Source organism: bacterium (assembly GCA_008933615.1).
Classification (GTDB): domain Bacteria; phylum CLD3; class CLD3; order SB21; family SB21; genus SB21.
In genome coordinates, this window is the sequence record WBUR01000027.1 from 41,506 (window position 1) to 57,738 (window position 16,233).

A 16,233-nucleotide genomic window follows, 5' to 3' on the forward strand; every position below is an offset into this window, starting at 1 on the left:
ACGAATTTATTCACCTAAGTTCGTATATATACATGTAAATAATATATCGGTTCCGCCTTTAAAAACAATGACATTGGTCATGTTTGCCATAGAAAATTGAAATAGTTTTTCCTACAGAAAAATCGACAAACAGCACCCAAAAACCGCAGTCCCTAAATTAGGCGGCACGAATCAGCATGTCATTTTTAACAGCATTTTGTTATAAAAATCTGCCAATGTGTCACTAGTTTTTGGACAAATAGAGCTGGACAATATCTAATCGGTACTCAATTTGTTTATCAGGTCTCGCGCAATAAAGAAAGTCCGCTTAGACACATCCAAGCGGACTTGTTATGGTGTAGTGATTTGAACCGTAGCAGCGTTCTTCGAGGTTTACAGGATCAAGACAGTGAGGTAAAATTTTTTATTTATTTTCAAGACGCCTGATATACGCGTACAATGATACGGCAAGAATTGTAATGATGAGCGTCGCAATTCCGAGCCCCCACCGACGAAAGAAATACTCTTCGACAGCCCGTTGTGCTTCGGCCGAAACAAAAGACGTTACATTCAGCCCCTTCTTCACAACCTCATCAAATTTTTCCTTGTTAAATGAATGTATCATCGTGCGAGACTCCAGCCGCGCTTGGTGGGCGTCGCGTAGTTTGAATTTGGCCTCGCCGATCTCCATACCCCTTTGTTCAGCTTCTTCTACAATACCCAGTGCCCTTTTCTGATCGTTTGTCAGGCTGTCTATAAGCAGTCTCATTTCCATCGCAACTTTATAGCCTTTAACGCTCTTCTGTTCCGTATGACATTTACTGCACACGGCGGTAGAATCCACACCCAGCATGCTCACCGTTGCAGTCGTGATGCCGTGGTTTCCGTGGCAGGTTTCGCATTCCGGAAATTTGTTTTCATCAAAAGCTTTTTTATGCGGGCTGGCAGAAAAAAGATCCGCATTAAGCGCGTGGCAAGATCCACAGACCTTTGAAATCGATTCAACTCCGGGAGGAACCGCTCCATGATTACCGTGGCAGTCGTTGCAGGCGGGCGCCGACAGATCGTGCTTCTGCAACAGCGCTATTCCATGCACGCTTTTGGTAAATTTTTCATATTGATCCGTCGGAATCTTGTATTCTTTCATATAACCTGCATCCGCGTGACACTTCGCGCACGTTTCTGGAATAAGGGCGGCATTAACATGAGACTTCGCGCTCCCTGCAGGTTGAATATCATGCCCGCTGTGACAACTGGAACATACGGCAGTCTTTGCGTCACCCTGCGCATTGCGAATCCCGTGCACGCTCGTACGGTATTTATCCAACTGATCGACGGGAAGTGACGGATTATACAAACGCATATAGGCCGCGTTGGCGTGACATTGAGTGCAAGTCTGAATAACTCGAAGCGGATGAACCGGAGACTTTGGATTCTTGACAGACACAATACCGTGCGTGCTATGACAGGTTATACATTGGACAATATGCTGGCCGCCTTTGATTGCATTTTTTCCATGTACACTTGCTGCGAGCAAATTCATTTGGTGCGTCGGCAATTTTGAATTGTAACGGCTCATCCTCAGAGAATCCGCATGACAATTCGCGCACACTTTGGAAATCTCATCGCCGCGCGGAACCCCGATGAATCCATTACTTTTTTTCATTGCTTCATCCTGATCCTCTTTGGACGCGTCACCGCCATGACAGCCGGAACAGGAAATTCCGTTCAAATTATGAACATCGGACTTGTATAGAGATGCCGGTTTGTCTCCCATGCCCTCGTGGCAGATGAAACATTGGTCAGGATTTTTGGGTGACGCTGCAATCGCATAAGGAATCGACAGGAAAAAAAATGCGATTAAAATTTTTGTTCCGTATTTCATGTCAACCATCCTAAGATCGTTAGAAGAAGCATATAAATAACGACACCGATTCCGAAATAGTTGACAAGCAGATTCCTTTCACCTCGGGAACTTTTCTTATCCCAGAAAGGCACAAGAATCCACAATAAACCGCCAATCCCAAAGAGCAGAACGCCCAGCACTTCTCCATCAATAAAGAAAACGTGAGCGGGAATATATTTCAGCGTTTGAAACATAAACAAGAAATACCATTCGGGCTTAATACCCGCAGGGGCGGATGCGAAAGCGTCCGCTTTCTTGCCAAGTTCCCATGGGAAGAACACGGCCAGAATGGCTAGAATATTAAGAACAATGAGCCAGAACAAAAGATCGCGCAGCAGAAAATTAGGAAAGAAGGGCATCGTTTTTCGCACATGCGCAGGATTGTTTGCCAACTCAAGCGGCTCGCTCATCCCTTGCCGTTGGACGAGTAATAAGTGCACAGCTAATAGAACTGTAAAAATCCCGGGAAATACTGCGACGTGAAGGCCAAAAAATCTGGAAAGCGTTGCGCCGGTAACGTCTTCGCCCCCTCGCAAAAATACAAGGATCGGTTTGCCAATTACCGGAACTACTCCGGCAATGTCTGTCCCTACTTTCGTTGCAAAAAAAGCAAGTTCATTCCAAGGCAACAAGTAACCGCTGAATCCAAAACCGAATCCGAGCAATAGCATGAACATGCCGGTCAGCCATGTTATTTCACGGGGTTTCCGATAGGCTTTGGTGAAATAAACGCTGAACATATGGATAAACGCCGCCAGAATAAATAAATTAGCCGCCCAGCTGTGAATGGATCGAATCAACCAGCCAAACTGTACTTTGGCCATAATAAAGTGAATACTCTCAAACGCTAGATCTTCACTTCCTTTGTAATAAAGTAAAAGTAGAATGCCCGTAATAACCTGAATGATAAAAAGAAAAAGTGAAATTCCGCCAAAATAGTACCATACCGAATGGCTATTGATCGGGACGTATTTCTTTCCCATAAATTCCACTAGATCGTCAAGATGAACCCGATCATTTACCCAATCATATAATTTCTTAGATAGTGATCTCATGTGCTCTTTGAAATAAATATTTCATCTTCTTTAATGATTACTTTATACTCATCCAACGGTTTTGGAGGCGGGCCGGAAATATTGGATCCGTTTAGATCATACTTGCCGTTGTGGCAAGCGCACCAAATTGATCCAAAATCTTTGCGATATTGTACCGTACAGTCAAGATGAGTGCATGTGCCTGAAAATGCTTTCAACTCGCCATCAGCCTTTCGAATAAGAATAACCGGCTTATTGCCAAATTTTACAATCATGCCGCTGTCTTTCTCCATATCAGAAAGCTTCCCTGCTTTTACGCTGCTGACTTCAACCTCGCCTTGCTTCGGCGGTTTCAGAAATGAAAGAATAGGGTATGTGACCGAAACAACCCACGCTGCCGTTGCACTTCCGATAAGCCATTTGAGAAAATCACGTTTGCCCGGTTGCACAGGAACATCAGTGGATTTTTCCATATTCCCCTTCGATTTGATTTATTTTACTGAAAAGTCTTTTAGTAGATATGGATAAGTCGAACGGAAAAGAAGCGAATCTAACTTGAGAAGAGTAATGCAAAGTGACCCAAAAAACAATGACAAAAGTCATGTTTTGACATGACGAATCGTAATACAATCCATATCCGGAATGGGGCTATTTATTTTCAATCATTCTTGCTGTGGCACTCACTGCAATTTTTCTGTTTCCACTCATTCCCGACATCCACAGGATGAATATACTCTACTCCGCCCAGTGCAATTCGTTTATCGCCTTTTTCGAATTCCTGAGCCAATAACGTATGGCAGGTATTGCAGTCCCGTGATAATACTTTACCCTCTTCGTTCACATGTTTCCCATCATGACAACGGAAACAGCCTAACGAATACATATGACCAATATTGTCCGGATAATGTTCCCAACTCACTTTCATCTCCGGGAAAAAATTGCGGCTGTATATTTTCTGGACTTCCTTAATGGCCCTTTCAATCGGTTCCTTCTTGTTTTGCAGTACATCCGGGTTATGAGTACTGTAGAAGTCGGTTACGGCGATCCGTATACTATCAAACGCAGACTGCCTTGTGGCATAAGGATGCTGCAGCGCTTCTACGGTGATGTTTTTGATAAAAGGAAGCGTCGGATCAATCCAGCCAACGGACATTGCCTGATTTACCGATGCGGCCGGATGATGGTAAATATGTGTCGGCCTGTTGTGACAGTCAATGCAATCCATTCTCCGCTTTTCAATTTTATTCAAATCCTCTTCGTCGATTTTCACTTCGGTGCTGCGATAAACCGACTCTTTGCCATTGCCATGTCTAACTCTGACCCATGGAATTATCTGGCGCTCCCGGTCAATCGGCGCATAGGTGATCTCATTGGCAATATTCATGTGCCAATGAATACCGGACGTTGGCCCTTCGTCGGCATTGCCACCCCCGATTTTAACCAATAGATTCAGCGTCCATTTGGTGTTGTGTTCATCCGAAAGGTAATAAGTCAGCACCCGCTGTTTTTCGCTAAAAAAATGTTTTGGCCAGTGACATTGTTCGCAAGTCTGCTGCGCCGGACGCAAGTTTTCAATCGGCGTCTCGATCGGTCTGGCATATTTGTTGAATAAAACAGAATAGACCTGGTAAGACCCTGATATCTTTGCCTTGACAAACCACTCCGCTCCGGATCCGATATGGCACTGGGCACAGCCCACCTTGGCATGAGGGGAGAACTGGTAGGCCGTATATTCAGGGCTCATCACCGTATGGCACATTTCACCGCAAAATTGATCGGAATCTGTGAACTCATACGCCTTGTAACTGCCAAATGCAGACAAGCCCAGAAAAAGAATTGCTCCAAAAGAAAAAACAGCAAAGGCCGTGCGGTGCCTCGGGATATTAAAATCAATTTTCGGCAGATGGCCTTCCGAAGTTATACCCGCTTTTCTCCTGCGAATTTCCCGTAACATCCCCCATATCATTATAACAATACCGCCCGTCATGAACATGGGGAGAATGATGAGCGTGATAATACCCATGTATGGTTTCGACGTCTCGGAGAAATACTCCAACACAAACAGAAAAACGATCAGCCCTAAACTGATTCCGCTCAATGCCGCCCCGCTTAAGGACATCACATTATAAAAGGAACTCGGGAGAATTCTTCTCATCGTTTTTTCTCTTTTATTTTAGATTATGTAAAAATAAATACCCAGCTAATCTAAATCAATCGACTTTCATTTTTTGCTTCAACAGCGCCGTTCTTATTGATACGAAAACAGCATGGCGTAAATGATCCAGAGCACGATGCTAAATCCGATCGTCAGCGCGGCCCACCCGAATATACGAATGGCTTTGATCACGATTGGTTGATACGGTTCAACCAGATATTTTTCAAGTTCGCCACTCGCAACCAGTGCCTCGTATTCGGCGGGTTTGTCGCGCTTAAATTCTTCCACCGGCATACGCCCGGTGAATACGACAATATCCATCGGAAATTTTTCCGGACGCAGATGGGTATTAAAGAAGTGGACGGTGAAGATAAATCCGACAGCGAGCAGCGCCTCATCGGAGTGAATGATCGTTGCGATATTGATGGCCCATCCCGGCAATACGACGGTAAAAAATTCAGGAAACCACAACATGAGTCCGGTGGAACCGATCACGGCAACTCCCCAGAATACGGCAAAGTAATCGAATTTTTCCCAATAAGTCCAGCGGCCATAATGCGGACGCTGCCCCATACCAAGAAACCATTTGACGGATCCGATAAAATCCTGCAAGTCCTTTTTGTTGAACATGAGAGAACCCGGGCTGAATATCATCGCTTTCCAGCTTTTGAATTCTCGCCGTTTTCGTCTGACCAGATCGGTAATGTGGGTAATAAAAATACCAAACATGAAGACCCCGGCCAAGCGATGTATATAACCCGCCGATTCGAAGCCGCCGAAGAAATTAGAAACGAATCGCGCCCATCCTGTATTTGAGAATTTAAGCGTCAGTCCAGTCAGAGCAAGACTGATAAAGCTGACTATCATGACAATATGAAGAATACGGTTCAAACGAGTAAATCGTTGAAATTGTTTTTCACCGGGATCAACCGCGTATTCCTTATGCGCATTCCGCATCTGCAGCGCGCGCGGCAGCCAAAGCAGCGTGTGAAGTCCGCTGAAAAAAAATGTAGTTAAAAGCAGCCCCGTCATCCCCCAGAAAACCCAGAATAAGCCCGGATATTTGTCCGGATCATGGTGCGTTGCGTGCGTCAGATAACCGGCAAATTTTCGATTAGCTTCAGGATGGCATTTCTGGCATGTTGCAACTACGTTCTCCCGGCTAAGATGCGACTTCGGATCAATCACCCTTAATATATCGTGAGCGCCGTGACAATCGTAACATTTCGCCGTCTTGGTATAACCCAGTTGCGATACTTTGCCGTGGTACGTGTCAAAATAAGTTTTCGTTATTTCCTCGTGGCATTTACCGCAGGTGTTGGTTAACTCTAATTTAAATCCCGTTTCGTCCGTTCTCCGAATGGTATGCGCCGTGTGGCAATCGTTACAAACAGGTAATTTCTTATCTGAGGTTGACACTGAGCGCGCATGAATGCTTTTATTGAACATCTCTTCAATTCCGCTGTGGCACTTACCGCAGGTCTCCGGAATATTTCTGAAATTCACGCTTGATGTAGAATCCGATGCGGGCAATTCCCGGTGAGACGAATGGCAATCGGTACATTTAGCAGTAACTAACAGCCCGCTTTTAAGCAAACCCTTGCCGTGTATACTTTCCTGATAGTGTTCAATAATATCGTGTTCTTCGCCTTTGTACCGTACGGCCGCCTTTTCCCCTTCTCGATGACATTGCGCGCACAAATTTGGAATATTCGTCGGATATATCGGCGATGCAATATTTTGCTTCCCCAATACATTATGCGTGCCGTGACACTCAACACATACCGGCGCATTAGAATCGTTTTGCGCATGCAACTGGCCGTGTGTGCTGTTCTTGTAATCCTCTCCAACCTGTGCGTGGCATGACGCGCAATCTACTTTCTTGGTAACCGTTTCGCACGGACGATCTTTTCCTATGGGCGTTACACCCGTATGACATTGGCTGCATGAAATTTTATAGTGTTGCGAACCCGATACTTGCCGTTCATTCACAAACATAGCGCGTCCGTCTTTGGACTTCAGATCTTTCTTATCATGGCAAATCATACAATCGGAATTGGCCATTCCTTGTTCATAAAACGCTTTACGTGCCTTGTGCGGCTGATGACAGTCCACACAAGCCGGCAGAACATGGGCTTCCTTTTCCCACAATTCACCTTTGATCACTTTTTGATGAACGGCTTCGATCGCCTGATGACACTTGGCGCAAGTGCGGGCGATATTGACGCGCGCAATGGACGAACGCGGATCGGTATGCGGCAAAATACGATGCGCGGTGTGGCATGACGCGCAATTGGCGCTGACGGCAAGACCTTTTTTTAGCAATCCTTCGCCGTGAATACTTTCGGAATAGTTTTCTAAAATATGCGTCTGCGGAATATCATATTTGATCTGAACCGGCGAGCCTTCGTGGTGACAACGACCGCAGAGTTCCGGTATTTTTATCGGAGCGACAGGTGAATTGGGGTTATAACGCGAGATAATGTCGTGCGGAGCTCCGTGGCACGTGATGCAAGAAGGAGCCAACGGGTCGCCCGCTCTAAATACCTGCCCGTGCAAACCTTCATCATAAAATCTCTGAGCTGTTGTGTGGCACGATCCGCATTGCGCTTTCGAAACAAACTCTTCATGCGGCATTTCCTGGCCTGCTAATTCCGCATGGCAGCCTATACACTTGACATCCTTATGGGCCGAATATCCGAATTTTTTTTTACTCACATACAGCGAGACCTCACTGTTGTTTCGCTTAACGGTCAGCGTAATGTCATCGTGACAATCAAAACAGTCGCCGTTTTCCTGAGTATATAAACTATTCGTAGGAGTCAGAATACACAAACACAAAAAGGAGAACAAAATAAAACATGTTTGCATTCTAATAAGTCTTTGTATCATTATTGTATCCTGTTATTCATACCAAGGGCTACATCCTACATCATAATTTATCGGAATCCGTATTCTTTTTGGATTCCTCATATTCCTTTTTTTTGATCTCGCGTAATTCCAACGGATGTTCGTCGTGCATTTCTTCTTCAGAAACTTTTCCAGTCAACCAGGCTAAACTCATAGGATAAACATCCGGATTAAATATGACAAAATAAAAATGCCATACGATTATTGCCAACGTGGCCAGTATCGCTTCGTAGAAATGGATCGTGCGGGCGATGTCCCATCCTAATTTTGACAACATGCCCATTGATGTATTTTCAAACCACATGATCACGCCGGTTACGCCCATGACAACCGTTCCCCAAACCAGCGCCCAATATTCGCTTTTTTCGATATAACTGAACCGACCGAACTGAGGTTTTTCTTTGCGAACTCCGGCATAATATCGGAAAGCGTCCATCAGATCAGTGAAGTCCTTGCGTCGCGGCAGCAGATCTTTGACCAACTGGCTCCCGCGGGGATTAAAGAAAATATAGTAGGTGTGATACAGGCTTGCTAAAACCATAGTAACACCGGCAATGCGGTGGATCCAGCTTCTGAATTCAAACACATTATCGCTAAGGTTGCGAATAGATACCACCCACCAGGCTTCGGGATAGCGGAGCATGAAACCTGTAATTACAAGCAGTATGAAACTGATGACCAAAGTGCCGTGCTGGAGCCTCTCGTTTAACGTCATGCGTTCATACATCCGGTGGTCAATTTCTTCCGGTTTGATTAACCCCTCATGGATCTTCAGTTTCCGCCGCACCTTCTTAACGAAATCGACCGCATTGTGCAGGCCCATTCCTCCGATCAGAACCACGATCAGCCAGAAATACAAATTAGCTATCCAGTATAAGATCGGATCTTCTTCTTTTGATTCGGTAGTGGAATGAACGGACCCGATGGCAAAACGCGTATTGGCTCCGGGATGGCACTTGCCGCAGGTTTTGATAAGATTTTCCTTGTTGACTGACGACGTCGAATCGCTCGAGTGTTTGATACTGTGGGCGCCATGACAACTGGCGCAATTGACAACTTCCACCGCTCCGCCGCGCACCGATAAACCGTGGTAGCTATCCGAAAATGATTTGAAACGATCGGTGGATAATCCGTATTTCTGGGACATCTTTACTGAGGCATGGCATGTTCCGCATACTTTTTGAGAAACATTTTTGGCGGATACCGGTGAGTCCGGATCGGTATGTTTGAGTATGTCGTGCTCACCGTGGCAATCCGTGCATACCGGAGCGTCTTTGTTGCCTTTCAAAACGGCCTTCGCATGCACGCTGGTAGAAAATTCTTTCTCAATTCCACCGTGGCACTTCGCGCAAACCTGCTCAATGTTCTGTTTGTTAACACGCGAACTTTCCGAAATGCTTTTGTTCATTTCGTGACTGCCATGACAATCTACACAACTCGCCGCTTTGGCGTTACCGCCGCGCAGCGCCGATCCGTGAATACTCTTGTCATAGGATTCAATAAATTTTGTGCCGCGAACGGTCATGTCGGCGACGTCCTGATTATCCAAATGGCATGATATACAAACCTTTTCCTGCGTCAGTTTCAGTTGAACCGAATCCAGTGCGGCAGTCACTCTGGTTATATTGCTCTGATGACAATTCAGGCAAAGCGGCGCTTCTTTGATTCCCCTTTCGGCGGCCTTGTGATGCTCGGAATGAAGAAATTTTTTGGTGACGTCCTCATGGCATTTTCCGCATGCATGGATGATATTCTCCTTGCTGAACTTGGTTCCTTCGATTTTTGGCGACTGCACCTCATGCGTCCCGTGACATCCTTTGCAATCCACGTCAGGAGTACCGCCTCGACCCGAGGCTTTGACCATGTTGATATGAAACGCATGTTTTGTTAATGCTTTATTATGGCAGGATAAACAATTAACTGCAGTCATAGGCTCTTTATGCGGAACGTTGTCCGGGTCAAAACCTGTGTGGCAGCCAACGCAGGACACCTTGTCATGCGTCGAGTGGCTTAAAACCTTTTCATTCACATACAAAGAAACTTCTTTATTATACTTGGTCATGGTTAACGAATTGTCGTTGTGACATTCCAAACAAGCCTGACTGGTCTGGCCAACTAGAGGCACACTCCCGAGCATGAGTAAAACAAATAACAGAGTAGCACGTGTCATTTTCATTTCCTTAAGACATAGGTATAGTTTAATAAAAGCAGTCGATCCACAGAGAATCGTTCCTTAGCCTATTTCCCATTTAATGTCGCAAGCCAATTAGCAAGCTTTTCGATGTCGGCGCCGGATGTTTTCAGGTTCTTGATATGTTTCTTACCGTTAATAGCCACTTCTCTCTTCATGTACTTAACCAACCATTCCCCGGTATACCTGGAACCAACGGCAGAAAGATCGGAAACTACCCTCTGGCCGGTAACGTCAATGTTCATCGCCGAGATCGAATGGCATCGTTGGCATTTTTCAGCTAAAAAAATTTCTTTTGCATCATCGGAGTTTTCCTGAGCAAACACATCTTGCGAAAAAAGGCACATCACCCCGACAAAGATAATCAGCCATTTCATTTTCATTCTCTTCTTCATTTTGTAAGACCGGATGTAAGAATATTTATTAGGTTAGAATACAAATTTTTTTAGTATTTAACAACGACCAATGTCATACGGTTTCATGACTTTTGTCATGAAACAGACTCCGCCGGAAAAAAGTAAAATAGAATGAACTGAATGAATTCTCTCAATTCTCATAAAAAAACGTCCCAGTAAGCCGTATAATACCGGACTCACTGGAACGTTTTTTAAAGGTAAAAGAAAAAAGATCAGCTTAGAATTATTTAGGCATTGGATGTGCGATCTTCTTAAACATTTCTTCAAAGTTAAATCCGGCAAACGTCGGTGACTCCTCGTTGTGACATTTCTTACAGGTTTCTTCAACGGGTTTCACCAAACCAACCGTTGCGCCGTCGATTTTTTTGGTTGAAATATCCGTCATAACTTGTTTAGTCCAATAATCCCCGCCGGCTCCGTGACAGGATTCGCATCCTACGCCGTCTTCTTTTTTGTATTTTTCACCAAGGAACTTAGCGTCCACTCCAAATCCATCTATATGGCATTTCAGACATTTGGCGTCTTCCTGAGGATTGGTCACGCCAACTTTTGCGCCGAGTTCTTTTGCTTTGTCCGTTGCCAAAGTTGCAAACGCGCCTGCATGTTTGGATTCTTTCCAACTCTTGTATTGCGCTCCTTTTTTCTCGGACATGTGGCATGGTTTACATTTATCCGCTCCGACAAAAGCTCTCTGCTCATCTCCCGTCGCCCCATACTCTTCAGTCAAAGTCACAACATGGTTATTTACGTTGAATGAGATCAAAAACAATGCAACGACTGTTAATACTAATGATGTTTTCAATGTTCCCTCCTTATATTTATTGACAGGTTAATTTTCCTTAAGAGAATCCACGACGACCCACTGATATATCATATCCTGATTGGGCTGACTGACCGACTGATGTCCGCCTGCAAGCTTCGTAATCAAGAGACTGTTCGGATCACCCGCTATCGCGTTGGACGTGGCATCGGTGCCGTTACCGAGCACACCCCCGAAAGCGCCGGAAGAATAAGAACTCAAGTCGTAACTCCCAAAATGATTAGCCGCCGAATGGCAGGTTGTCGCGCAAGCCGCATCCAAATAAGGTTTTATATCGGTGCCGTAAGTCAGAACCGCGGGCGGTCGCTCTTTATAAACTGACGTAATACCCTGCCGTTCACTGCAACTGTTTATGAATAACATAAACATTATAAAAGTAACGGAACAAAGTGTGATAATCTGTTTCATGATGATGTCCTATCGTTTCGATAAAAATCTCATTATTTCATTTTAAATGTATGACAATCCATGCACTTTGGATCTGCGTTTTCAACCTGATGGCACGACGTGCAGTTTTCCATGTCCTTTTTGGCTAACTTCGCATGCATACCGCCGCTGGCTGTTACGAATCCCGGTACAGCGTGCCATACCGGTTTTGTAACTTTACTGCTTCCATTATGACACTGACTGCAAAACGACTCGGTCTCGTGACAGCTTTGGCATTCCATCGTTTTTGCCTTGGCTTCAAATCGATGAGTAAAGACATAATCTAATGCGTGCGCTTTCTCAAGATTCATCAAGCTGTTGCCGCCCGTACCCGAAGGAGACATGGATGATTTGAATTCACCTTTGCTTTTGAATTTCTGCAGATTGCCGCCTTCGTGGCAGTCTGCGCAGGTTTCTTCCGCATGGCACATTTCACAATTCGCCGTCCCGTTGGATGCAACCACTTGTTTGTGCGTGCGAACAAATTCCATATTATGATCAGCCGGCTTGATGAAACGTATATCGGTATGGCAGGTGCGGCAGTCGTTGCTTGCCTTGGCGCCGTCATGGCAACTCATACACGATTCCATGGTCGGCAGAAGACTTGCATTCACATAATCCTCTTGCGCAGCGTCCTTATGGCAAGTCTCGCACTTCATACCTTGATCGCCTACATGCTGCTTGTGTGAAAAAACCAGTTCCCGTTTCGGGTTCTTGAAAGCAGAATACGGTTCCGATTTTTCCAAATGGCATGTTTTACAATCGGTGGTCTTTTGATCGTGGCAAGTATAACACTGATCCATTTTTCCTAAGTTGTTATCCGACGATCTTTCGCTTTTTTCAATACCGGCATGGCATTGCGCGCATTCAGCGCCCGTATCCTGAATATGGAATTTATGGCTGAATTTAACAAGCTGGCTCCGGTCCTCTTCCTTATAAATGTCGTGGTATTTATGACCGAACATTTTCTGAACCAATTGGGATTTTGTGAATAAACCCGAGACAGCCTCGCGCCCGACGCCGGATAACGAGATCATCGAAAGAATCAAACCAACAAATGGTATGATAAGTAATAAAGAAGTTTTGTTTTTCATGTTCTTTCACCCGTTAGAGTTTATGAAAAATCCAATAATTGGCTCTTAGAAAAAGCCGGACATCCGATTTATTACCGGCATAGACCGGTGAACTTTTAATATTTTGCGAAAGATACTGTCCTTCAACGTCAACGTTGAAGGAACGGAAAAATTCGTAATTAACTCTGCCCGTCACTGCGATGGAGGTATTTGTGGCGGTTAAAATCTGACGTTCAAGATTAAATCTATCCCAATCCCCGGGGTTGGCGGGATATTCCCAGCTGTTTTTGTCTATATCGTCCGCCAGATCAAATCGAGCGTAAGAAATGGAACAATCCGTTTTTAATTTGTCGTTCACCGGATAATATGCCGCCGCGCTGATCATATCGATCGTACCGCCATAACCCATGCGGCGCTGATAGTTCACATTGGTTCTCCAGAAACCTACGCCAAATCCGTATCGCCAGGCGTCTTTCAGATCGTAGAATACGTTGGCGTATTCGGCGTTCACCGACCAGAGATCGTTTATACGGTAATTACTTCTCAGCCAGATCTCCTGATTAGTGCTTAGATCGTCAAACGAACTGAAAATGGTATTGTACATAATATTCGGACGGCGAAAGATATACTCCACTCCTACAAATAGATTTTTGTTGTGCGTATACTGTACGTCGGTGGAAACGCGGCGCACGTTCTTCTGAAGCATATCGTATTCGAAGTGATAGAACCAGTTGATCTTACCCATAAACATGCGGTTGAGATCAAATCCGATCAATCGTTCCTGCATATCCGCGCGCTGGAACAAACTGTCGCCGCCAAGATAATTCAGCGAATGAGCATACGCGCCGTCACGGCTTTTATCTACAAAGGTCAGCGCCGCTTTGGTCTCAAAATATTTCGCCGTGGAAACTTTTGCTCCCATAGCATGCCTGTCGAAAGGCTTCAACACGGTGAGCGATCCGTCATCCGGCGGCAATGCGCCGAAATAACCCGAGACGGAATAATTATCCGCATTGGAATAATCCGCGCGGATGCCGTCTATCGTGGGGCTGCGCAGTCCGGTTAAAACCTGCTGTCTTCCCGCTTTTATATCCAGCCTGTGTGCCTTTTGATCCCTATTTTTCCACTGCGCATACATATTGTAAACGCGGTATTGCGGGTTTTCTGTCACCTTTCCTGATCCCATGTCGTATGCGCCGCGAAAGTAGGTATGGAAAGACAGGTTCGGCATTCCTACGCCGTTGGCGTGAATGATCGCCGTCTGGTAACCTCGGAAACTTTTCGACGCGGTCGAGTCGGCAAACTGATTTTCCCATGAATACACCGACGTAGAGAAACGCGCATTAAGTGTCTGCGCTTGCATCAAGCCGGGCAGGAACAAGAAAGTCAACACGAAAAACATTTTCGATTTCATTGTGACCTCTTTATTACAAAGTAGAGTTAGATTAGAATGAATGATTCCGTAAATTGAACACTTTTGAAATATTGTAAAAAAATTGTAATAATCAAATATTTTTTTTAACTACCTACATGCTCAAAATGTCATTCTCTAAGAATCTTTTTGAATCATAGATCGCACGTAGCAAAGAAAAAAGATTCTTATAAGAATGACAACGGCATTTTTTGATCTCTATTTAAATCTTGATTCCCATTATCCTCCACTAACCGAAAAACATCAGGAAAGCTGTATAGTTACATTTTTTTTAATAAAAAAAAGCCGATCTAAAGCTCACATCTTTTCAGATTAAGACGAATCGAAAAAAAGGCTCCGCTATTTGCGGAGCCTTTTTTTACGTAAGATTAACTGATCCGGCTTATGGAAATAGAGCAATCGTGTTAGCTAATAAAGCGGATGTATAAGCCGTATTATGGATACCATTGCTGGATTCTCTCAAGGCAAATTGGAAATTGATCATAGCGCCAATATCACGGGCTGTCAGTGATGGAAATTTCGGTTTTGCATTGTTGATCGCAATCTGAGCAGAGGTCATTCCGGAAGTGCTCGGATTTCTCCAATAACCATTGTCATTGGTGTTTGCCAGATAAATATCAAGATATCCATCCCAGTTACCTGTCGTCAAACCTGCCCACAGGTTCAGTTCTGAATCAGTCTCCGAGTGCAGAATGGGGGTTCCTCCGCCAAGCGCATTCAGCTTCGCAGCCAAAGCGTCAAGCTGAGCTTTTTGATTGGCTCGCGGGGTAGTCCACTTGGTAGTTGATGATGAAGAAATAGGAGCCGCTGAATGGCAGCCGGATACGTTGCAACCGTTGAAATTTCCCTGAACCATAAACGTATGTCCGCCTGCACGTCCTGAACGGGTCGCCATGTGGCAATCCTGGCAAGAAGCAACCGATGTGTGCGCTGAATTGGCATACGTAGCGGAACCGGTGAACTCCACGCCGCCCTGGCCGGCAAATACAGCGCCTACGACGCCATAGTGAACGTGTGTCCTGTAGCTCGGAATAATCTTGTTTGGGAAGGCATTGCCGACGGCGGAATCATACAAAACTGTGCTCGGGGCCAACACCAAGGAATCATATTGCACACGATTACCGTTTGTAAAGGATGAACTATATGATAATGCACGCGGTTGATGGCACTTCACGCAAAGATTGGATTTCCCACCATCCTGCGTAAGATTGATTGTCTTAGTAGCTCCCCACATAACCATAGGAACTGCTGCCGTCGTCGTCAAAGCATTGTCGGCTGAAGTATAGGTTTCATGCAAATTGGAATGGCAAGTGCCGCAGCGAATTTCTCCTAAAGCCTGAGAAGATGTCGTCGAATATTGCAATGCATATTTTGGCGGAGTGGCCGTATTTAATACGAATTGGCCGGTTGCAATAGTTGGGTTTGCTACCACATACAAAAATGCTTCTTGTGTATGGCAAGGAGAACAACCGGTATTGCCGGCTTCTTCAAAAGCGGCTTCACCATAGAAGTGTTTCGAGAATTCAAATTCAAGGGCGAGTTGGTCTACTACAGCAGGCGTGTGGCACTGCTTGCAGGTTTCATTGGCATCAACACCGTTGATACCATTAGTACCATTCGTTCCGTTTTCACCTGCCGGTCCTCTTGGTCCTTCGCAGCTGATCACTAAAAACATAGCCATCAATGCCAAAGGAAGGGTCATTGCGGCTATAAATCGGAATGCGTTTTTCATATCAACCTCCGCGGTTAGCGTTAAATTAGGTTTTTGAGTAACTTGGGGAGAATTAAATTTCAACTTTGACAAAAAACATACTAAAATCTTACAAAATTCTTACACCAAATATAATAAGTGTATAGAATGTAAACAATGAAATTCGTCATGTTTTAGTAA

At 44.9% G+C, this 16,233-nt stretch carries 12 protein-coding genes; all 12 read right to left on the reverse strand.

The window, feature by feature from the left end:
- Window positions 1-403 precede the first annotated feature (403 nt).
- The 12 genes from F9K33_11085 to F9K33_11140 all read right to left on the reverse strand — a co-directional run bounded on the left by F9K33_11085 (window position 404) and on the right by F9K33_11140 (window position 16,074).
- Window positions 404-1,873, reverse strand: coding sequence for a hypothetical protein (locus F9K33_11085; protein KAB2879005.1), 1,470 nt, complete (start codon window positions 1,871-1,873; stop codon window positions 404-406).
- A complete protein-coding gene (locus F9K33_11090; GenBank protein KAB2879006.1) occupies window positions 1,861-2,940 on the reverse strand; it encodes a cytochrome bc complex cytochrome b subunit in 1,080 nt (359 codons plus the stop codon). Before F9K33_11090 ends, F9K33_11085 begins: the two co-directional genes overlap by 13 nt.
- Window positions 2,937-3,392 carry a Rieske (2Fe-2S) protein gene (locus F9K33_11095; protein ID KAB2879007.1) on the reverse strand — a complete coding sequence of 152 codons (456 nt, stop codon included), beginning with the start codon at window positions 3,390-3,392 and terminating at the stop codon, window positions 2,937-2,939. The genes F9K33_11090 and F9K33_11095 overlap by 4 nt, the downstream gene beginning before the upstream one ends.
- Window positions 3,393-3,577: 185 nt before the next feature.
- Window positions 3,578-5,074 carry a cytochrome C gene (locus F9K33_11100; GenBank protein ID KAB2879008.1) on the reverse strand — a complete coding sequence of 499 codons (1,497 nt, stop codon included), beginning with the start codon at window positions 5,072-5,074 and terminating at the stop codon, window positions 3,578-3,580.
- A gap of 93 nt (window positions 5,075-5,167) precedes the next feature.
- Complete coding sequence (locus F9K33_11105; protein ID KAB2879009.1) at window positions 5,168-7,966, reverse strand: hypothetical protein; 2,799 nt, start codon at window positions 7,964-7,966, stop codon at window positions 5,168-5,170.
- Between the two features lie 40 nt (window positions 7,967-8,006).
- The gene (locus F9K33_11110) at window positions 8,007-10,160 is read right to left on the reverse strand and encodes a cytochrome B (protein KAB2879010.1); all 2,154 of its coding nucleotides are present in this window, start codon (window positions 10,158-10,160) and stop codon (window positions 8,007-8,009) included.
- Window positions 10,161-10,222: 62 nt separating this feature from the next.
- Entirely contained in the window at window positions 10,223-10,570 is a 348-nt protein-coding gene (locus F9K33_11115) for a cytochrome c (GenBank protein ID KAB2879011.1), read from the reverse strand.
- Between the two features lie 244 nt (window positions 10,571-10,814).
- Window positions 10,815-11,393, reverse strand: coding sequence for a cytochrome C554 (locus F9K33_11120; GenBank protein ID KAB2879012.1), 579 nt, complete (start codon window positions 11,391-11,393; stop codon window positions 10,815-10,817).
- 27 nt (window positions 11,394-11,420) lie between these two features.
- A complete protein-coding gene (locus tag F9K33_11125) occupies window positions 11,421-11,819 on the reverse strand; it encodes a hypothetical protein (GenBank protein KAB2879013.1) in 399 nt (132 codons plus the stop codon).
- Between the two features lie 32 nt (window positions 11,820-11,851).
- Window positions 11,852-12,931, reverse strand: a complete 1,080-nt coding sequence (locus F9K33_11130) for a hypothetical protein (protein KAB2879014.1) — start codon at window positions 12,929-12,931, stop codon at window positions 11,852-11,854.
- Window positions 12,932-12,944: 13 nt separating this feature from the next.
- Window positions 12,945-14,324, reverse strand: a complete 1,380-nt coding sequence (locus tag F9K33_11135; protein ID KAB2879015.1) for a hypothetical protein — start codon at window positions 14,322-14,324, stop codon at window positions 12,945-12,947.
- Between the two features lie 400 nt (window positions 14,325-14,724).
- Complete coding sequence (locus F9K33_11140; GenBank protein KAB2879016.1) at window positions 14,725-16,074, reverse strand: hypothetical protein; 1,350 nt, start codon at window positions 16,072-16,074, stop codon at window positions 14,725-14,727.
- Window positions 16,075-16,233: the final 159 nt, after the last annotated feature.